This is a genomic window from Pantoea sp. X-Soil-ISGK-285 (genome assembly GCF_059730815.1).
Window position 1 is genome coordinate 831,352 of sequence record NZ_AP035938.1, and the last position, 20,039, is coordinate 851,390.

Below are 20,039 nucleotides of genomic sequence, written 5' to 3' on the forward strand. Positions count from 1 at the left end.
CGCAGACTTGTTCATGACGTCCGTCAACTGTAGACATAAATAAGCGGGATGAACATTGCGCGACAGGATTTAACTGGCGCGGATTATGACCTGGATAAAAACTAAACGCACCAGTTAATTCGCGACGCGAAGCATGTTGTTCAGGAATCACTGTAAAGAAAAGATGACGGGCTGGAAACCAGCCCGTCACTTAAATCAGTCGATGGTGCGCAGCAGTTCGTTGATGCCTGTTTTGCCCAGCGTTTTCGCATCCACTTTCTTCACGATTACGGCACAGTAGAGGCTGTAGCTGCCATCTTTAGAGGGCAGGTTACCTGAGACCACCACGGATCCCGCAGGAACACGGCCGTAATGCACTTCGCCGGTCTCGCGGTCATAGATTTTGGTGCTCTGACCGATGTAAACGCCCATTGAGATCACGGAACCTTCTTCAACAATCACGCCTTCAACGATTTCAGAGCGCGCGCCAATGAAGCAGTTATCTTCGATGATGGTCGGGTTCGCCTGCAGCGGCTCCAGCACGCCACCGATACCCACGCCGCCAGAAAGGTGAACGTTTTTACCAATCTGCGCACAGGAGCCAACGGTCGCCCAGGTGTCCACCATGGTGCCTTCATCCACAAAGGCGCCAATGTTGACGTAAGAAGGCATCAGCACCGTGTTGCGGGCGATATAGGCACCCTGACGCACAGCCGCAGGCGGCACGACGCGGAAACCGGCTTCTTTGAAACGCGCTTCATCCCAGCCTGCAAACTTCATCGGCACTTTGTCGTAAAAGCGGGTTTCTGCACCTTCCATCACCTGATTGTCATTGATGCGGAAAGAGAGCAGTACGGCTTTCTTCAGCCACTGATGCGTTACCCACTCGCCGTCGATCTTCTCAGAAACGCGCAGTGCACCGCTGTCCAGCAGGGCGATCACCTGGTTGATGGCATCACGGGTTTCGCTGTCGACGCTGGCGGGTGTGATGTCAGCGCGACGTTCGAAGGCGGATTCAATAACGCTCTGTAACTGTTGCATATTTTTTTCCTGATCTGTCATGTGCGATGCCGGGCAATACCCCGACACAAGTAAAGAGATTAATGTTTACAAATCGAGTCTGGTCACACTTTATCGTTTGGATTAAGGGCCTCTGTCAACCGTTGTCGCAACGCTTTTCGCATTTCTTCGTCCAGTGCCTGACGTTCGCTGTTGGCCAGAATAAACAAATCTTCGACCCTCTCGCCGATGGTGCTGATGCGTGCGCCATGCAGTGAGACCCCGAGATCGGCAAAGACTTCACCGACCCGCGCCAGCAGGCCTGGCTGATCCAGCGCCACCAGTTCCAGATAGCTGCGACGATCGGTATGCGTCGGCAGGAAATTGACCTCGGTATCGACGCTGAAATGCCTGAGTTTGGCCGACGGACGGCGGGTACGCGGGGGCGCCCACTCTGACTGGGTTATTGCCTGCTCCAGCGCCTGAATGATCATCGGATGGCGATCCGGAGAGAGCGGGCTGCCATCCGGCTCCAGCACAATAAAGGTATCCATCGCCATGCCGTCGCGGCTGGTAAAGATTTGCGCATCGTGCACGCTGAGATTACGGCGATCGAGTTCACCCGCAACGGCGGCAAACAGGTGCGGGCGATCGGGACTCCAGATAAAGATTTCGGTCCCGCCGCGCGTGGCCTGCGGACTGACCAGCACCAGCGGTTTTTTCAGGTCGTGAACCAGTAAGTGGCGGGCATGCCAGGCGATCTGATTCGGCGTATGGCGCAGGAAATAGTCAGCGCGGCAGCGATTCCAGATCTGGTGCAGACGCTCTTCATCAATGTTGTCCATCCGAAGCAGCGCCAGCGACTGCAGGCGATGATGACGCACCCGCTCTCGCAGATCCGGACTGTTTTCCATGCCGCGTCGCAACTGCTTCTCGGTGGCGAAAAAGAGCTCACGCAACAGGCTCTGCTTCCAGCTGTTCCACAGACTTTCATTGGTGGCACAGATATCGGCTACGGTCAGGCAAACCAGATAGCGCAGCCGGTTCTCATTCTGCATCACCTCGGCGAACTGCTGTATCACCGTCGGGTCCTGAATATCGCGCCGCTGTGCTGTCACCGACATCAGCAGATGATGACGCACCAGCCAGGCCACCAGCTGAGTTTCTCGCGAGTTGAGACCGTGCATTTCAGCAAAGTCGAGCGCATCCTGCGCGCCGAGAATAGAGTGATCGCCGCCGCGCCCTTTGGCAATGTCATGCAGCAGCGCGGCCATCAGCAACAGCTCCTGTTGCGGCAGGCGCGGCCATAACTCGACGCACAGTGGATGCTGCGGGCGGGTGCTTTCATTGGCAAAACTTTCCAGCTTCTGCAACACCCGAATGGTGTGCTCATCTACGGTGTAGGCGTGAAACAGATCGAACTGCATCTGTCCGACGATATGGCCCCACAGCGGCGTATAAGCCCACAGCACGCTGTAGCGATGCATCGGCACCAGCGCCCGGCTGACCGCGCCGGGATGGCGCAGAATCGACATAAAGGTGCGGCGCGCTTCCGGGATCTGACACAGCGGCTGTTTAAGATGACGACGCGCATGGCGCAGGTGACGCAGGGTGGTGGAGTAGATCCCTTTGATGCTGTCGTTACGCACCATGACGTAGAACATGCGCAGAATCGCCTGCGGCTCTCGCCGGAACAGCGTTTCGTCGCGCAGGTCGATCAAATCGCCACGCAGCTGAAAATCGTCATCGATAGGCCTGGGCTTTTCGCTGGTGGAGAGCGCCAGAATCGCCTCATCAAACAGCTGCAGCAGCATCTGATTCAGTTCGCCGATACGCCGCGTGACCCGATAGAAATCTTTCATCATCCGCTCGACCGGCTCATTGCCCTCGCCCTGATAATTCAGGCGTTGTGCCACGCTGAGCTGGCGATCGAACAGCAGGCGATTATCGTAACGGGGCAGGGAGAGGTGCAGGGCAAAGCGGATGCGCCAGAGAAATGCCTGACATTCGTTGAGTTCGCTGCGCTCGGCGTCGGTGAGGAAACCAAAGCCGACCATCTCATCCAGCGTGGTGGCGCCAAAATGGCGTCGGGCGACCCACTGCAGCGTATGGATGTCCCGCAGGCCACCGGGGCTGCTTTTAATGTCCGGTTCAAGGTTATAGCTGGTGCCGTGGTAACGCTTGTGGCGCTCCTGCTGCTCTTCAATTTTGGCGGCGAAAAAGCAGGATGAGGGCCAGAAACCATCGCTGAAGATGTTTTTCTGTAATTCCAGAAACAGCGCTACATCGCCGGTCAGCATGCGTGACTCAATCAGATTGGTGGCAACGGTCAGGTCAGATAACCCCTCCAGCAGGCACTCTTCCAGCGTGCGGACGCTGTGACCCACTTCCAGCTTAAGGTCCCACATCAGCGTTAACAGATCGCTGGTGCGCTGCGCAGCCTGTTCATTCAGCGGCTGGCGGCTCAGGATCAGGACGTCAATATCAGAGAGTGGATGCAGCTCGGCACGGCCATAGCCGCCAACGGCGACCAGCGCGATAGCCGGCATCTCATCAAAGCCAAAAAAGCGCCACAGGCGACGCAGCAGCCGATCGATAAACAGCGTGCGGGCATCAATCAGCGGCTCAACGGGTTCACCGGCATCAAACGCGGCGGCCAGATGTTGCTGAAACTGCTCCAGCCGCGGCTTCAGAATGTCACGTGTCAGCTGGTCGTCACCCCATTCGGCTGGCGAATCGACCAGACCGTTTTTCACATCTTCTGACAGACTCACGCTCATGCAGCTCTTCTCTTTTTTAGCCAAAAAAAAGCCGGCTCAGCGCCGGCTTGATCTGTAATGGGGGAATTACCCTTCGGCGACAAGCACAGCGGGCAGCGTGTCGTCTTTGCGCAGGGTTAAAATCTCACAGCCGTTCTCCGTCACCACAATAGTATGCTCATACTGCGCGGACAAGCTGCGATCTTTGGTTTTTACCGTCCAGCCATCTTTCATGGTGCGGATGCGGTAATCCCCGGCATTGACCATCGGTTCTACCGTAAAGGTCATGCCCGCCTGGAGTACCACGCCGCCATCATCGGCATCGTAATGCAGCACCTGAGGCTCTTCATGGAAACCCTTGCCGATACCGTGGCCGCAATATTCGCGCACCACAGAGAAGTCGTTGGCTTCAACATATTTCTGGATGGCGCGGCCCAGTTCGCGCAGGCGGATGCCGGGCTTGATCAGACGCAGTGAGAGATAGAGGCTCTCCTGCGTGACACGGCACAGGCGTTCGCCCTGAATGGTCGGCTTACCGACGATAAACATCTTTGAGGTATCGCCGTGGTATTCATCTTTAATTACGGTGACATCGATATTCACTACATCGCCATCTTTTAACGGACGATCATCGCTGGGGATCCCGTGGCACACCACTTCATTCACCGAGATGCAGACTGACTTCGGAAAGCCGTGATAGCCGAGGCAGGCGGAGACAGCCTGTTGCTTTTGAGTAATGTGATCGTGGCAGATGCGGTCCAGTTCACCGGTGGTCACACCCGGTTTTACGTAAGGCTCGATCATCTCCAGCACTTCGGCGGCCAGTCGGCCCGCGACGCGCATTTTTTCGATTTCTTCAGGGGTTTTAATTGAAATTGCCATTAAATTAATCCGCAGTTGTCGAAATTTTCGACAATAATAAGTTCTGTGCTGTCATGTTAGCAGCCAGCAAATGGGCTGCCAAATAGAGAACGCGCTGACCTCCGTCAGCGATCATTTATTGGCGTCCCTGGGCTGGTTGTGGTATAAAGCGCGCCGACGATTCTCTGTATGGCCGTTTCGGTCAGCAGGAAACGCATAACTCTCATTATGTGTAATAAAACACACATGTATCGACACATACGCCGGGGTGCCTTGAAAGAGGTCGGTCGTATGGGATACATGGAGGCCCAACCCCAATCAAACTTTAGAGGTTTTATCATGGCAACTGTTTCCATGCGCGACATGCTCCAGGCTGGTGTTCACTTCGGTCACCAGACCCGTTACTGGAACCCAAAAATGAAGCCATTCATCTTTGGTGCTCGTAACAAGGTTCACATCATCAACCTGGAAAAAACTGTACCTATGTTCAACGAAGCTCTGGCTGAACTGAACAAGATCTCTTCCCGTAAAGGTAAGATCCTGATCGTAGGTACTAAGCGTGCTGCTGCTCAGGCGGTAAAAGAGTCTGCACTGAGCTGCGACCAGTTCTTCGTAAACCACCGCTGGTTGGGTGGCATGCTGACTAACTGGAAAACCGTGCGTCAGTCAATCAAGCGTCTGAAAGATCTGGAGATTCAGTCTCAGGATGGTACTTTCGACAAACTGACCAAAAAAGAAGCGCTGATGCGTGCGCGTGAGCTGGCCAAGCTGGAAAACAGCCTGGGCGGTATCAAAGATATGGGCGGTCTGCCAGACGCGCTGTTTGTTGTCGATGCTGACCACGAACACATCGCAATCAAAGAAGCAAACAACCTGGGTATCCCGGTATTTGCTATCGTTGATACCAACTCAGATCCAGATGGCGTTGATTTCGTTATCCCAGGTAACGACGATGCAATCCGTGCTGTAAACCTGTACCTGACTGCCGTTGCGACCACCGTTCGCGAAGGCCGCTCTCAGGACCTGGCTGAGCAAGCTGAAGAAGCGTCTTTAGAAAACGCTTAATAAGGTTTGCTCTGCATAAGAGCCCTTAGCATTCAGATGTGATCTGTAAGGGGCCTATACTGGCCCCTTTATTTTATCTTAAGTCTGTTACGCCCCCAACCGGACGGCGGGACAGAGTAAATTTTCCGCAAATAAGTGTCTGCTGGTGCAAACGTACACAGGCACGAACCGAGGATTCTGGAATGGCTGACATTACCGCTGCATTGGTAAAAGAACTGCGTGAGCGTACTGGCGCTGGCATGATGGATTGCAAAAAAGCGCTGACTGAAGCGAACGGCGACATTGAGCTGGCGATTGAGAACATGCGTAAGTCTGGCGCAATCAAAGCAGCGAAAAAAGCAGGCAACGTTGCTGCTGATGGCGTAATCAAAACCAAGATCGTTGGCGACTACGGCGTGATTCTGGAAGTAAACTGCCAGACTGACTTCGTTGCAAAAGATGGCGGTTTCCAGGCGTTCGCAGACAAAGTTCTGGATGTGGCTGCAGCTGATCGCGTTACCGACGTTGAAGTTCTGAAAGCGCAGTTCGAAGAAGAGCGCGTTGCACTGGTTGCTAAAATCGGTGAGAACATCAACATCCGTCGCGTTGCTATCCTGGAAGGCGCAGAGCTGGGCAGCTACCTGCACGGCGCACGTATCGGCGTTCTGGTTTCAACCAAAGGCGCTAACGAAGATCTGATCAAACAGATCGCGATGCACGTTGCGGCAAGCAAGCCTGAATTCGTTAAGCCAGAAGACGTTTCTGCTGACGTGGTTGATAAAGAGTACCAGGTTCAGCTGGACATCGCGATGCAGTCTGGCAAGCCAAAAGAGATCGCAGAGAAGATGGTTGAAGGCCGTATGAAGAAATTCACCGGCGAAGTCTCTCTGACTGGTCAGGCTTTCGTTATCGACCCAAGCAAAACCGTTGGCCAGGCTCTGAAAGAGCAGGGCGCTGACGTTATCAACTTCATCCGCTTCGAAGTTGGTGAAGGCATCGAGAAAGTTGAGTCTGACTTCGCTGCAGAAGTTGCAGCAATGTCCAAACAGTCTTAATGCTCTGAAAGAACCGCCAGATGGCGGTTCTTTTTTGTCTGTGAATCGCAACAGATACGTTTTCAGTTTCATCCCAATAGCAATTTCATTGCGGTAAGCGGATGATCGATCAGAATTTACTTCTCCTTTACACCCAATCTTCCAGGAAGAACTGACCATGGCGACCAACGCAAAACCTGTTTATCAACGTATCCTGCTTAAACTCAGCGGCGAAGCCCTGCAAGGCGCTGAAGGTTTTGGTATCGACGCGAGTGTGCTTGACCGCATGGCACAAGAGGTAAAAGAGCTGGTTGAACTGGGCATCCAGGTTGGCGTGGTGATTGGCGGAGGGAACCTGTTCCGTGGAGCGAGCCTGCAGCAGGCCGGCATGAACCGCGTTGTGGGTGACCACATGGGTATGCTGGCAACCGTGATGAACGGCCTGGCGATGCGTGATGCACTGCACCGCGCCTATGTGAATGCACGCCTGATGTCAGCGATTCCACTGAATGGCGTCTGTGACAACTACAGCTGGGCAGAAGCAATCAGCCTGCTGCGTAACAACCGCGTGGTGATCTTCTCCGCCGGTACCGGTAACCCGTTCTTCACCACTGACTCTGCAGCGTGTCTGCGCGGCATTGAGATTGAAGCGGACGTCGTGCTGAAAGCGACCAAAGTGGACGGCGTCTACTCTGCGGATCCGGTGAAAAGCCCGGACGCAACGCTGTATGAGCAACTGACCTATGCTGAAGTGCTGGATCAGGAGCTGAAAGTGATGGATCTTGCGGCCTTTACCCTGGCGCGTGACCACAAATTACCTATCCGTGTTTTCAACATGAATAAGCCTGGCGCACTGCGTCGCGTAGTGATGGGTGAAAAAGAAGGCACCCTGATTACGCATTAATACCCGAGGCGAGATAAAATAAGGTATATTCTGTCAGCGCGATGATAATGCATCGCGCACCAGTCAGGATTATCGATGATTATCGATCCCGCTTCCGGTTACGCCGGAACTGGCCAGGTCAAACCGAATCCAAGGGTTTCAACGTGATTAACGACATCAAAAAAGATGCTGACACGCGCATGGAAAAATGCGTTGAAGCATTCAAAACCACCATCAGCAAAGTGCGCACCGGTCGTGCTTCACCTTCGCTGCTCGACGGCATCGTCGTCGAATATTACGGCACGCCGACGCCACTGCGTCAGCTGGCTTCTGTCACTGTGGAAGATTCACGCACGCTGAAAATCAACGTGTTTGATCGTTCACTGAGTCCGGCAGTCGAAAAAGCGATCATGAAGTCCGATCTCGGTCTGAACCCAAGTTCAGCCGGTACCGACATCCGTGTTCCGCTGCCTGCGCTGACAGAAGAGCGTCGTAAAGATCTGATTAAAATCGTGCGCGGCGAAGCCGAGCAGGGCCGTGTGTCGGTACGTAACGTCCGTCGCGATGCCAACGATAAAATCAAAGCGCTGCTGAAAGATAAAGAGATCAGCGAAGACGACGAACGTCGTGCGCAGGATGAAGTGCAAAAAATGACCGATGCGTACATCAAGAAAGTTGATGCTGCACTGTCAGAAAAAGAGACGGAGCTGATGGATTTCTAATCCCATCACTGCCGGACAAAACGCCGTACAGAGAGGTATTCGTATGAATGCGACATCTGGCGGCGTTTTACATTGTGCCTGTGGGCACGCTGACTTCACACGGATAGCTTCATGAAGCGATTAACTCTGCTGGGATCCACCGGCTCTATCGGCACCAGTACGCTGGCGGTGGTGCGCGCCAACCCGGCGCTTTATCAGATTACGGCGCTGGTTGCCGGCCATAACGTGGCGCTGATGGCCGAGCAGTGTGCGGCCTTTACACCGCGCTTCGCCTGCATGGCAGACGAGGCATCCGCCGCTGCGTTGCGTGAGCGACTGAGAGCAATCAGGGTCAATACTGAAGTGCTCTCCGGCGTTCAGGCAGCCTGTGAGCTGGCCGCGCTGGATGAGGTGGATCAGGTGATGGCGGCGATCGTCGGCGCATCGGGTTTGCTGCCGACGCTGGCGGCCATTCGCGCCGGAAAAACGGTGCTGCTGGCCAACAAAGAATCGCTTGTCACCTGCGGCCGTTTGTTTATGGAGGCCGTGCGTCATCATAACGCACAGTTACTACCGGTCGACAGCGAGCATAACGCCATTTTTCAGAGTTTACCGGCTACCATCCAGCATCAGTTAGGTTACGCTGACCTGCGGGATAATGGCATTGAGTCGATTATCCTTACGGGATCGGGTGGTCCTTTTCGTGACACAGATTTAGCGGATCTCAGCGCCATGTCGCCAGATCAGGCCTGTGCACATCCGAACTGGTCGATGGGGAGAAAAATCTCTGTCGATTCGGCCACCATGATGAATAAAGGTCTTGAGTACATTGAAGCCCGTTGGTTGTTTAATGCCAGCGCAGCGCAGATGGAAGTGATACTCCACCCACAGTCGGTGATTCACTCCATGGTGCGATACTGCGATGGCAGCGTGCTGGCTCAATTAGGTTCTCCTGATATGCGTACGCCGATTGCCCACAGCATGGCCTGGCCTTCGCGCATCAATGCAGGCGTGACGCCGCTGGATTTTACCCGCATGTCGGCGCTCTCCTTTGCAGAACCTGATTTTAGTCGCTACCCCTGTCTGAAACTGGCCATTGATGCCTGTGATGCAGGGCAGGCGGCGACCACCACGCTAAATGCAGCCAACGAGGTTGCCGTCGCGGCTTTCCTGAATCACCAGATCCGCTTCACCGACATTGCCGCGCTTAATAGTGAGGTGATGGCGGCACAAGTGTGTCCGGAGCCGGATTCGGTGGACGCTGTCCTTGAAATCGATCGCACTGCGCGCGCGCTGGCGACAGAAATGTTGCCGCGTTTCACGTCGTGATGCCGATCGTTATGAGGCCATTTGTTCGCTTCAGGTGAAAATGATATAGTCGCTGGCTCGCGTTTCACGGTCTGTCACCGAATTCGGTGTGGCCCGGCACTGAGAGTGTGTCGGGATTTGAATCGGGCGCAATGTATTCAGAAACCACAGCATTTCTGATGAAAGGAATTGGTTAAGCGTTATGTCGTCTAACAATCACAACAACACTGATGACCAGCAGGGAAACGGTCCGCGCCACGTCGCTATCATCATGGATGGCAATGGCCGCTGGGCCAAAAATCAGGGAAAATTGCGCATTTCAGGCCACAAAGCTGGCGTTAAATCGGTACGCCGTGCCGTCAGCTTTGCGGTCAGTAACAATCTTGAAGCCCTGACGCTTTACGCCTTCAGCAGTGAAAACTGGAGTCGTCCGCCGCAGGAAGTCACCGCGTTAATGGAACTCTTTGTCTGGGCGCTTGATAGTGAAGTGAAGAGCCTGCACAAACACAATGTTCGCTTACGCGTCATTGGCGATACCAGCCGTTTCAGCCCGCGTATTCAGGAACGTATTCGCCGTTCTGAGACGCTGACCGCAAATAATAGTGGCCTGACGCTCAACATTGCTGCCAACTATGGCGGCCGTTGGGATATTATCGAAGGCGTGAAAAAACTGGCTGAACAGGTTCAGGAAGGATTACTGCGACCTGACCAGATTACCGAAGAGAGCCTGACGTCGCAGCTCTGTATGCAGGAGCTGGCGCCAGTGGATTTAGTGATAAGGACCGGGGGAGAGCATCGGATTAGCAACTTCCTGCTGTGGCAGATTGCCTATGCTGAATTCTATTTTACCGATGTGCTCTGGCCGGATTTCGATGAACACGTTTTTGAAGGTGCACTGAATGCATTCTCTCTGCGGGAGCGTCGTTTTGGCGGCGCTGCACCAGGCGGCGCCTGAGCAATCTGGGGGTAACCTTTGCTGAAGTCTCGTCTGATTACCGCGTTGATATTAATTCCGCTGGTAATAGCTGCACTGTTCTGGTTACCGCCTGTTGGCTTCGCCCTGACAACCATCGTTATCTGCATGCTGGCAGCCTGGGAATGGGGTCAGTTTGCAGGGATGGCATCACGGCAACAGCGCGTCTGGCTGGCTGTACTTTGTGGTCTGCTGCTGGCGCTGATGCAGTTTACGCTGCCACCTTATCAACACACGGTGCATCTGCCACAGATCGCGACATCGCTTTGGGCGTCGCTGGTGTGGTGGGTTGTTGCACTACTGCTGGTGCTCTCCTATCCCGCTTCTGCGGCCTTCTGGCGCCATTCGCGTCCACTTCGCTTACTGTTTGGCGTGTTAACGCTGGTCCCTTTTTTCTGGGGCATGGTGGCGCTGCGCCAGTATCACTATGACACCGACCACTTCGCCGGTGCCTGGTGGCTGCTGTTTGTGTTGCTGCTGGTGTGGGGAGCGGATTCAGGTGCCTATATGTTTGGCAAGATGTTCGGCAAGCACAAGCTGGCGCCAAAGGTCTCACCAGGCAAAACCTGGGAAGGCTTCCTGGGCGGTCTGGTCACCTCGGCGCTGATTGCAGTGCTGTTTGCGACGCTGGCGCCACTGACGGTTTCCACCGGTACGCTGGTGATTTGCGCGATTATCGCGACGCTGGCCTCTGTGCTGGGCGACCTCACTGAGAGCATGTTTAAACGTGAAGCGGGCATCAAAGACAGTGGTAATCTGATTCCTGGTCACGGCGGCATTCTTGATCGTATTGATAGTCTGACTGCGGCGGTGCCGGTGTTTGCCTGTTTATTGCTGCTGGTGTTTCGCACCCTTTAAGGACAGGCAAAGATGTTGAGCATACTCTGGAGTTTCGTCGCCTTTATCGTTGCGCTGGGCGTATTAATTACCGTTCATGAGTTTGGCCATTTCTGGGTCGCTCGTCGCTGTGGCGTCAAAGTTGAGCGCTTTTCCATTGGTTTTGGTAAGTCGCTCTGGCAGCGCCGTGACCGCCACGGCACCGAATTTGTCATCGCGCTGATTCCCCTTGGCGGCTACGTTAAAATGCTCGACGAGCGTGTTGAAAGCGTGCCAGCCGAATTTCGTCATCAGGCTTTTAACAACAAAGCCGTCTGGCAACGCGCCTCCATCATTGCGGCAGGTCCTGTCGCTAATTTCATCTTTGCCATCTTTGCCTACTGGGTTGTGTTTATTCACGGCGTGCCCGGCGTGCGCCCGGTAATCGGTGAAATTTTAAACGGTTCGGTGGCTGCGGAAGCTCAAATTACGCCCGGCATGGAACTTAAGGCTGTTGACGGTATCGAAACGCCTGACTGGGATGCTGTGCGTATGGCGCTGGTGGGTAAAATCGGCGACAGCAGCACCACCTTAACAGTGGCTCGATTTGGCGAGGACGCAACCCAGCAGAAACAGCTGGATTTGCGTAACTGGCAGTTTGAGCCTGATAAGCAGGATCCGGTCGTCGCGTTAGGGATTCAGCCACGCGGTCCGCAGATTGAGACCACGCTGGCAGAAGTGCAGGCGAACTCGCCAGCCAGTGAAGCCGGTTTGCAAGCAGGCGACAGGATCGTTAAAGTCGATGGTCAGCCATTATCGCAGTGGCAGACTTTTGTCACGCAGGTCCGGGATAACCCCGGCAAAAGCATGGCGCTTGAGGTGGATCGCGGCGGTGAGTCTATTGCGCTGACGATGACGCCAGAAGCGAAATCTGGCAGTAAAGCGGGATTTGCGGGTGTCATTCCGCGCATTGTTCCTCTGCCAGAAGAGTACAAGACGGTAAGACAGTATGGCGCGTTTGCGGCTATCGGTGAGGCTAGTGTAAAAACCTGGCAACTGATGAAGCTCACCGTCTCCATGCTGGGCAAGTTAATAACCGGTGATGTGAAGCTGAACAACCTGAGCGGGCCAATTTCGATTGCGCAGGGTGCAGGGTTGTCAGCAGAGTATGGGTTGATTTACTACCTGATGTTCCTGGCGTTGATTAGCGTCAACCTGGGCATCATCAACCTGTTCCCTCTGCCGGTTTTAGATGGTGGGCACTTGCTCTTCCTGGCGATCGAAAAGATCAAGGGTGGACCGGTGTCCGAGCGAGTTCAGGACTTTAGTTATCGCATCGGTTCAATTTTACTGGTGCTGTTAATGGGGCTTGCACTTTTCAATGATTTCTCACGTTTGTAACCGCTGGAACGCGAACATTCGAGGGATGTGTTAGGAAAACGCATAACAACGATGGCGATGAAAAAGTTGCTCATAGCGTCGCTGCTGTTTAGCAGCGCCACCGTTTACGGTGCAGACGATTTCGTAGTGAAGGATATTCATTTCGAAGGGCTGCAGCGAGTCGCCGTCGGCGCGGCTCTGCTGAGCATGCCAGTACGGGTTGGCGATACGGTGAATGACGATGATGTCAGAAATACCATTCGCTCGCTGTTCGCTACTGGCAACTTTGAGGATGTTCAGGTCCTGCGAGACGGTACAACGCTGATTGTCCAGGTCAAAGAACGTCCTACCATTGCCAGCATTACCTTCACCGGTAACAAAGCGGTGAAAGAGGATCAGCTCAAACAAAATCTGGAAGCCTCAGGTGTCCGTGTCGGCGAAGCGCTGGACCGTACCACCATCTCCTCTATCGAGAAGGGACTTGAGGATTTCTACTACAGCGTAGGTAAATATACCGCCAACGTGAAAGCCGTGGTCACGCCACTGCCGCGTAACCGTGTGGATCTGAAGCTGGTCTTTACTGAAGGTGTCTCTGCAAAAATTCAGCAGATCAACATCGTCGGTAATAAAGCCTTTAGCTCCGATGAGCTGATTTCCCGCTTCCAGCTGCGCGATGAAGTGCCATGGTGGAACGTGGTCGGCGATCGTAAATATCAGAAGCAGAAACTGGCGGGTGACCTTGAAACCCTGCGCAGCTTCTATCTGGATCGTGGCTACGCACGCTTTAACATCGATTCAACGCAGGTCAGTCTGACGCCTGATAAAAAAGGCATCTACATCACGGTGAACATCACCGAAGGTGACCAGTACAAAATCGCTGGCGTGATCGTCAATGGCAGCATGGCGGGCCATTCAGCAGAAATTGAACATCTGACCAAGATTCCGGCAGGCGAGCTTTATAACGGCGCCAAAGTCACGAAAATGGAAGATGACATCAAGAAACTGCTGGGCCGCTACGGCTATGCCTATCCGCGCGTGGCAACACAGCCAGAAATCAACGACGCCGACAAAACCGTAAAACTGCATATCAATGTGGATGCGGGTAACCGTTATTATGTCCGTAACGTCCGTTTCGAAGGCAATGACACGTCGAAAGACTCCGTGTTACGTCGCGAAATGCGTCAGATGGAAGGCGCGTGGCTGGGCAGCGATCTGGTTGAACAGGGTAAAGAGCGTCTGAACCGTACCGGTTACTTTGAAACCGTTGATGTGGATACTCAGCGTGTGCCAGGTTCGCCGGACCAGGTTGACGTGGTCTACAAGGTTAAAGAGCGTAACACCGGTACCTTTAACTTCGGCGTCGGCTACGGCACCGAAAGTGGTGTGAGCTTCCAGGTCGGCGTCACGCAGGATAACTGGCTGGGCACCGGTAATACCGTGGGCATCAGCGGGACCAAGAACGATTACCAGACCTATGCTGAATTCTCGCTGACTGACCCTTACTTCACCGTTGATGGTGTCAGTCTGGGTGGTCGTCTGTTCTACAACGACTTTAAAGCAGATAACGCGGACCTTTCTGACTATACCAACAAAAGTTATGGTCTGGATGGCACGCTTGGCTTCCCGGTTAACGAAAACAACACCCTGCGTGTCGGTCTGGGCTATGTCCACAATGACCTGTCAAACATGCAGCCTCAGGTGGCGATGTGGCGTTATCTTGACTCGGTCGGCAAGCCGCAGCAGCTCAATGATGAAGGTGATTTCTCAGCAGATGACTTCACCTTTAACTACGGCTGGACTTATAACACCCTGGACCGCGGCTTCTTCCCGACGTCCGGTAACCGTACCAACCTGAACGGTAAGGTGACGATTCCGGGCTCGGATAACAGCTTCTATAAGGCCACGCTGGATACTCAGCAGTATGTGCCGATTAACCAGGATCGTACCTGGGTGCTGTTAGGCCGTGGTCGCGTAGGTTATGGCGATGGTCTCGACGGCAAAGAGATGCCGTTCTACGAGAACTTCTACGCCGGTGGTTCAAGCACCGTGCGCGGCTTCCAGTCCAACACCATTGGACCGAAAGCAGCCTACTTAAATAACAACTCGTCGAACTGCCGAATCGCCGATCCAAATGGCGTCTGTAAGTCTGACGATGCGGTGGGCGGTAACGCCATGGCGATTGCCAGCCTTGAGCTGATTACGCCAACGCCGTTCCTGAGCGAGAAGTATGCTAACTCGGTTCGTACCTCGGTGTTTGTCGATGCCGGTACAGCGTGGGATACCCATTGGGAAAATACCGCAGAAACGCGTGCGGCGGGCATTCCTGACTACAGCGATCCAAACAATATCCGTGTATCCAGCGGTGTTGCGCTACAGTGGATGTCACCGCTCGGCCCGCTGGTGTTCTCTTACGCCCAGCCGATGAAGAAAGTCGATGGAGACAAGTCAGAGCAGTTCCAGTTTAACATTGGTAAAACCTGGTAATGTTCTGAGCATGGATGCATAGCTGAAGTATTGCTGCCGGACAGCACCTGTTGCTGTTCCGGGGCAAACACTGTGTCGCTGACACAAACGTTGATGGTAAGGAGTTTATAGTGAAAAAGTTGTTGTGTGCCGCAGGTCTGGGTCTTGCTTTAGCGGTCTCCGCTGGTGTTCAGGCTGCCGACAAAATTGCAGTGGTAAACGTGTCCAGCATTTTCCAACAGTTACCGCAACGTGCGACTGTTGCTAAACAGCTGGAAAACGAGTTCAAAGGCCGTGCAACTGAGTTGCAGAGCCAGGAGCGCGATCTGCAAACCAAAATGCAGCGTCTGCAGCGTGACGGTTCTACCATGAAGGCGAGCGAACGCAGCCGTATGGAAAAAGATGTCATGTCTCAGCGTGAAGCTTTCTCTACAAAAGCCCAGTCTTTTGAGCAGGATAATCGCCGTCGTCAGATGGAAGAGCGTAACAAGCTGCTGAGCCGTATTCAGGATGCCGTGAAGAAAGTCGCTGACAGCGATGGTTACGACGTCGTGATCGACGCTAACGCGGTGGCTTATGCGTCAAACGCAAAAGACATCACTGCTGACGTGCTGAAACAGGTTAAATAATTCATGTCATCTATTCGACTGGCTGATTTAGCCCAGCAGTTGGATGCAGAATTGCACGGAGATGGCGATATCGTCATCTCCGGCATTGCTTCTATGCAATCCGCCACAACTGGCCAAATCACTTTTCTTGCAAACAGCCGTTACCGCGAGCAACTCGCCCTGATTAAGGCCTCAGCCGTGGTGCTGACGGAAGCGGATCTGGAGTGGTGCAATACCGCAGCGCTGGTGGTGAAAGATCCCTACCTGACCTATGCGCGTATGGCACAAATACTCGATACCACGCCACAGCCAGCGCAAAATATTGCCCCCAGTGCAGTGATCGATCCCTCAGCCCGACTCGGGAGCAACGTCGCCATTGGCGCCAATGCGGTGATCGAAGCGGATGTTGAGCTGGGCGATAACGTGGTCATTGGTGCAGGATGTTTTGTTGGCAAAAAAACTCGTATCGGCAGCGGTACCCGTCTCTGGGCCAACGTCTCTGTTTATCACGAAATTGAAATCGGTCAGGATTGCCTGATTCAGTCAGGTACCGTCATCGGTTCTGATGGTTTCGGCTATGCCAACGATCGTGGTAACTGGGTGAAAATCCCGCAGTTAGGCGCGGTGATAATCGGCGATCGCGTAGAAATAGGTGCCTGCACCACTATCGATCGCGGTGCGCTGGATAACACTCTGATCGGCAATGGTGTTATCATAGACAACCAGTGCCAGATCGCTCACAACGTAGTTATTGGCGACAATACTGCGGTTGCAGGCGGTGTGATCATGGCGGGTAGTTTGAAAATTGGGCGTTACTGTATGATTGGCGGTGCCAGCGTCATTAACGGCCATATGGAAATCTGTGACAAAGTAACGGTGACCGGTATGGGTATGGTCATGCGTCCTATCACAGAGCCTGGTGTCTATTCATCAGGCATTCCGCTGCAACCCAACAAAACCTGGCGCAAAACTGCAGCGCTGGTGATGAACATCGATGACATGAGCAAACGCTTAAAAGCCATCGAGCGCAAGGTCGGCAAAGACGACTAACCGCCATCCCAAAACTGACCGGCTTTCATAATAAAAATGTTAAGCAGGGAAGCCCGGCGCCACAGAACCTATTTGCGGCCTGCGGAAGATCATTTTGATCTGTGCAGGCCGTGTTATTGATGTCATCAGATTTTTAGGACAGGAAGAGTATTTTGACTACTGAAACTCATACTCTGAAAATTGAAGAGATTTTAGAGCTGCTGCCGCACCGCTATCCGTTTCTGCTGGTAGACCGCGTGCTGGAATTTGAAGAGCACAAATACCTGCGTGCAGTGAAGAACGTTTCTGTTAATGAACCGTTTTTCCAGGGGCATTTCCCTGGTAAACCGATTTTTCCTGGCGTTCTGATCCTGGAAGCGATGGCGCAGGCTACCGGTATTCTGGCGTTTAAAAGCGTAGGTAAACTGGAGCCAGGCGAACTCTACTACTTTGCCGGTATCGACAGTGCTCGTTTCAAGCGCCCTGTGGTACCTGGCGACCAAATGATCATGGAAGTCACTTTCGAGAAAACCCGCCGTGGTCTGACCCGCTTTAAAGGCGTGGCGACTGTCGACGGTAAAATCGTTTGTGAAGCGACCATGATGTGTGCCCGCAGCCGGGAGGCATAATTCGTGATTGATCCAACAGCCACTATCCATCCCAGTTCTGTCATCGAAGAGGGCGCTATTATTGGCGCCCGCGTTCACATTGGCCCGTTTTGCTTTATTGGTGCGAATGTTGAGATCGGTGAAGGAACGGTACTGAAGTCACATGTTGTGGTGAACGGCCACACGCGCATCGGTAAAGATAATCAGATTTATCAGTTCGCCTCAATTGGCGAAGTGAATCAGGATCTGAAATATGCCGGTGAGCCAACACGGGTTGAGATCGGTGATCGTAACCGCATCCGTGAAAGCGTGACGATTCATCGCGGCACCACGCAGGGTGGCCAGGTCACCACAGTGGGCAGCGATAATCTGCTGATGGTTAATGCTCACATCGCGCATGACTGCGTGATTGGCAACCGCTGTATCTTCGCCAACAACGCCACCCTGGGTGGTCACGTGACGGTCGATGATTTCGCCATTATTGGCGGCATGACAGCGGTACATCAGTGGTGCATCATCGGTGCTCACGTGATGGTTGGCGGCTGTTCGGGCGTGGCGCAGGATGTGCCGCCTTACGTTATTGCGCAGGGCAACCACGCTACGCCGTTCGGGATCAATATCGAAGGTCTCAAGCGTCGTGGCTTCAGCAAAGAGTCGTTGCACGCTATCCGCAACGCCTACAAGTTGCTCTATCGCAGCGGCAGAACGCTGGAGGAAGTGAAACCGGAGATCGAAGCCATCGCACAGCAGCACAGCGAAGTGCAACCTTTCTACGATTTCTTCACCCGTTCAACCCGTGGATTAATTCGTTAATCCATGTCAGCGCGTCCTTTAACGATTGCCCTGGTCGCCGGAGAAACCTCCGGCGATATTCTTGGTGCAGGTCTGATCCGTGTCCTGAAAGCCCGTCATCCGGATGCACGCTTTGTCGGCGTGGCGGGTCCTCTGATGCAGGCAGAAGGGTGTGAAGCCTGGTATGAGATGGAAGAGCTGGCGGTGATGGGCATTGTCGAGGTGCTCGGTCGCCTGCGACGCCTGCTGACAATCCGTCGCGATCTCACCCGGCGTTTTACCGAACTCAGACCCGATGTCTTTGTCGGGATTGATGCGCCCGATTTCAATATCACGCTGGAAGGCAATCTTAAACGCACTGGCATTCGCACTATCCACTATGTCAGCCCCTCGGTGTGGGCATGGCGGCAAAAGCGTGTCTTTAAGATTGGTCGTAACACCGATCTGGTGCTGGCGTTCCTGCCATTTGAAAAAGCTTTCTACGATCGCTATAACGTTCCCTGTCGTTTTATCGGTCACACCATGGCGGATGCCATGCCGCTGCAACCCGATAAGCTGGCTGCACGCCGTCATCTGGGCATTGCCGATGATGCGCTCTGCCTGGCCTTGCTGCCCGGCAGCCGGGGTGCGGAAGTGGAAATGCTCAGCGCCGATTTTCTGAAAACCGCTCAGTTGCTGCGTCGTCACTATCCGGCACTGGAAATCGTGGTGCCGCTGGTCAACGCCCGTCGCCGCGAACAGTTTGAGAAGATTAAAGCCGAAACCGCCCCCGAACTGCCGATGCATCTGCTTGATGGTCAGGGACGTGAGGCGATGATTGCGAGCGATGCCGCACTCCTGGCGTCAGGCACTGCCGCACTGGAGTGTATGCTGGCAAAATGCCCAATGGTCGTCGGTTATCGCATGAAGCCGGCCACCTTCTGGCTGGCGAAACGGCTGGTCAAAACCCCTTACGTCTCGCTGCCAAACCTGCTGGCAGGGCGTGAGCTGGTCAAAGAGTTACTGCAGGATGAGTGTCAGCCTGAAGCCCTGGCCGCAGCGTTAGATCCGCTGCTGCATGCCGGGCCTGAGCGAGAAACACTCCTGCAGACGTTTCATGAATTACATCAACAGATCCGCTGGAACGCCGATGAGCAGGCAGCGGATGCGGTACTGGAGCTGGTGAATGCCTGATTTTATCTATCCTGTCGCCAGACTGATTGCCGGTGTGGACGAAGTGGGCCGCGGTCCGCTGGTTGGCGCGGTCGTTACTGCCGCGGTGATCCTCGATCCGGCAAACCCGATTACCGGCCTGGCCGACTCGAAGAAACTGTCTGAAAAGCGTCGCCTCGCGTTGTATGACGAAATCAAAGAGAAAGCGCTGGCATGGAGTCTGGGACGCGCAGAGCCTGAAGAGATCGATCAGCTCAACATTCTGCATGCCACTATGCTGGCGATGCAGCGCGCCGTAGCTGGCCTCGGCATTCAGCCCGATTATGTGCTGATTGATGGTAATCGTTGCCCGGCACTGCCAATGCCTTCACAGGCGGTAGTTAAAGGGGATAGTCTGGTTGCCGAAATCAGTGCAGCATCGATCATCGCCAAAGTGTCGCGTGACCAGGAGATGACCGAACTCGATCTGCTGTTCCCGCAGTATGGTTTTGCGCAGCACAAAGGTTATCCGACGGCGCTGCATATGGAAAAACTGACGCAGTATGGCGTCACGCCGCACCACCGTCGCAGTTTTGCGCCCGTACGCAATGCGCTGCTCGATGCTGAAGTACTGGCTGCACGCCAGACCCTTACGCTTTAATAGCCTGACG

Annotated in this window: 18 protein-coding genes; 15 read left to right on the plus strand and 3 right to left on the minus strand. The window is 54.1% G+C overall.

What is annotated here, in order from left to right:
- Nucleotides 1-195: 195 nt before the first annotated feature.
- From dapD to map, 3 genes are all read right to left on the minus strand, one after another.
- Entirely contained in the window at nt 196-1,020 is an 825-nt protein-coding gene (gene dapD / locus AC6I8B_RS03755) for a 2,3,4,5-tetrahydropyridine-2,6-dicarboxylate N-succinyltransferase (RefSeq protein WP_010671859.1), read from the minus strand.
- A gap of 83 nt (nt 1,021-1,103) precedes the next feature.
- The gene (glnD, locus tag AC6I8B_RS03760) at nt 1,104-3,758 is read right to left on the minus strand and encodes a bifunctional uridylyltransferase/uridylyl-removing protein GlnD (RefSeq protein ID WP_497817588.1); all 2,655 of its coding nucleotides are present in this window, start codon (nt 3,756-3,758) and stop codon (nt 1,104-1,106) included.
- A gap of 66 nt (nt 3,759-3,824) precedes the next feature.
- Nucleotides 3,825-4,619, minus strand: coding sequence for a type I methionyl aminopeptidase (map, locus tag AC6I8B_RS03765; protein ID WP_010254092.1), 795 nt, complete (start codon nt 4,617-4,619; stop codon nt 3,825-3,827).
- A gap of 318 nt (nt 4,620-4,937) precedes the next feature.
- Here map and rpsB point away from each other — a divergent pair, with 318 nt between their 5' ends.
- From rpsB to rnhB, 15 genes are all read left to right on the plus strand, one after another.
- Entirely contained in the window at nt 4,938-5,663 is a 726-nt protein-coding gene (gene rpsB, locus AC6I8B_RS03770; protein WP_008925636.1) for a 30S ribosomal protein S2, read from the plus strand.
- Nucleotides 5,664-5,845: 182 nt separating this feature from the next.
- Nucleotides 5,846-6,697: a translation elongation factor Ts gene (gene tsf, locus AC6I8B_RS03775; RefSeq protein WP_010254097.1), complete on the plus strand. Its 852-nt coding sequence runs from the start codon at nt 5,846-5,848 to the stop codon at nt 6,695-6,697.
- Between the two features lie 157 nt (nt 6,698-6,854).
- Entirely contained in the window at nt 6,855-7,580 is a 726-nt protein-coding gene (gene pyrH, locus AC6I8B_RS03780; RefSeq protein WP_010254099.1) for a UMP kinase, read from the plus strand.
- Nucleotides 7,581-7,723: 143 nt separating this feature from the next.
- Nucleotides 7,724-8,281, plus strand: coding sequence for a ribosome recycling factor (frr, locus tag AC6I8B_RS03785; protein WP_010254103.1), 558 nt, complete (start codon nt 7,724-7,726; stop codon nt 8,279-8,281).
- 111 nt (nt 8,282-8,392) lie between these two features.
- Nucleotides 8,393-9,589 carry a 1-deoxy-D-xylulose-5-phosphate reductoisomerase gene (gene ispC / locus AC6I8B_RS03790; RefSeq protein WP_010254105.1) on the plus strand — a complete coding sequence of 399 codons (1,197 nt, stop codon included), beginning with the start codon at nt 8,393-8,395 and terminating at the stop codon, nt 9,587-9,589.
- A 181-nt stretch (nt 9,590-9,770) separates the two neighbouring features.
- Entirely contained in the window at nt 9,771-10,523 is a 753-nt protein-coding gene (gene ispU / locus AC6I8B_RS03795) for a (2E,6E)-farnesyl-diphosphate-specific ditrans,polycis-undecaprenyl-diphosphate synthase (RefSeq protein ID WP_010254107.1), read from the plus strand.
- 18 nt (nt 10,524-10,541) lie between these two features.
- A complete protein-coding gene (gene cdsA, locus AC6I8B_RS03800) occupies nt 10,542-11,399 on the plus strand; it encodes a phosphatidate cytidylyltransferase (protein WP_010254111.1) in 858 nt (285 codons plus the stop codon).
- 12 nt (nt 11,400-11,411) lie between these two features.
- Nucleotides 11,412-12,758, plus strand: a complete 1,347-nt coding sequence (gene rseP / locus AC6I8B_RS03805; protein ID WP_010671861.1) for a sigma E protease regulator RseP — start codon at nt 11,412-11,414, stop codon at nt 12,756-12,758.
- A gap of 51 nt (nt 12,759-12,809) precedes the next feature.
- Nucleotides 12,810-15,221, plus strand: a complete 2,412-nt coding sequence (gene bamA, locus AC6I8B_RS03810) for an outer membrane protein assembly factor BamA (protein WP_010254119.1) — start codon at nt 12,810-12,812, stop codon at nt 15,219-15,221.
- Between the two features lie 110 nt (nt 15,222-15,331).
- The gene (gene skp / locus AC6I8B_RS03815; protein WP_010254125.1) at nt 15,332-15,829 is read left to right on the plus strand and encodes a molecular chaperone Skp; all 498 of its coding nucleotides are present in this window, start codon (nt 15,332-15,334) and stop codon (nt 15,827-15,829) included.
- A gap of 3 nt (nt 15,830-15,832) precedes the next feature.
- The gene (gene lpxD, locus AC6I8B_RS03820) at nt 15,833-16,858 is read left to right on the plus strand and encodes a UDP-3-O-(3-hydroxymyristoyl)glucosamine N-acyltransferase (protein ID WP_010254128.1); all 1,026 of its coding nucleotides are present in this window, start codon (nt 15,833-15,835) and stop codon (nt 16,856-16,858) included.
- A gap of 152 nt (nt 16,859-17,010) precedes the next feature.
- Nucleotides 17,011-17,466, plus strand: a complete 456-nt coding sequence (gene fabZ, locus AC6I8B_RS03825) for a 3-hydroxyacyl-ACP dehydratase FabZ (protein ID WP_003852639.1) — start codon at nt 17,011-17,013, stop codon at nt 17,464-17,466.
- Between the two features lie 3 nt (nt 17,467-17,469).
- Entirely contained in the window at nt 17,470-18,258 is a 789-nt protein-coding gene (gene lpxA, locus AC6I8B_RS03830) for an acyl-ACP--UDP-N-acetylglucosamine O-acyltransferase (protein ID WP_010254134.1), read from the plus strand.
- Nucleotides 18,259-18,261: 3 nt separating this feature from the next.
- A complete protein-coding gene (lpxB, locus tag AC6I8B_RS03835; protein WP_157353413.1) occupies nt 18,262-19,410 on the plus strand; it encodes a lipid-A-disaccharide synthase in 1,149 nt (382 codons plus the stop codon).
- Nucleotides 19,403-20,029 (plus strand): ribonuclease HII, encoded by a 627-nt coding sequence (gene rnhB / locus AC6I8B_RS03840; RefSeq protein WP_022625455.1) that lies wholly within the window; start codon nt 19,403-19,405, stop codon nt 20,027-20,029. Before lpxB ends, rnhB begins: the two co-directional genes overlap by 8 nt.
- Nucleotides 20,030-20,039: the final 10 nt, after the last annotated feature.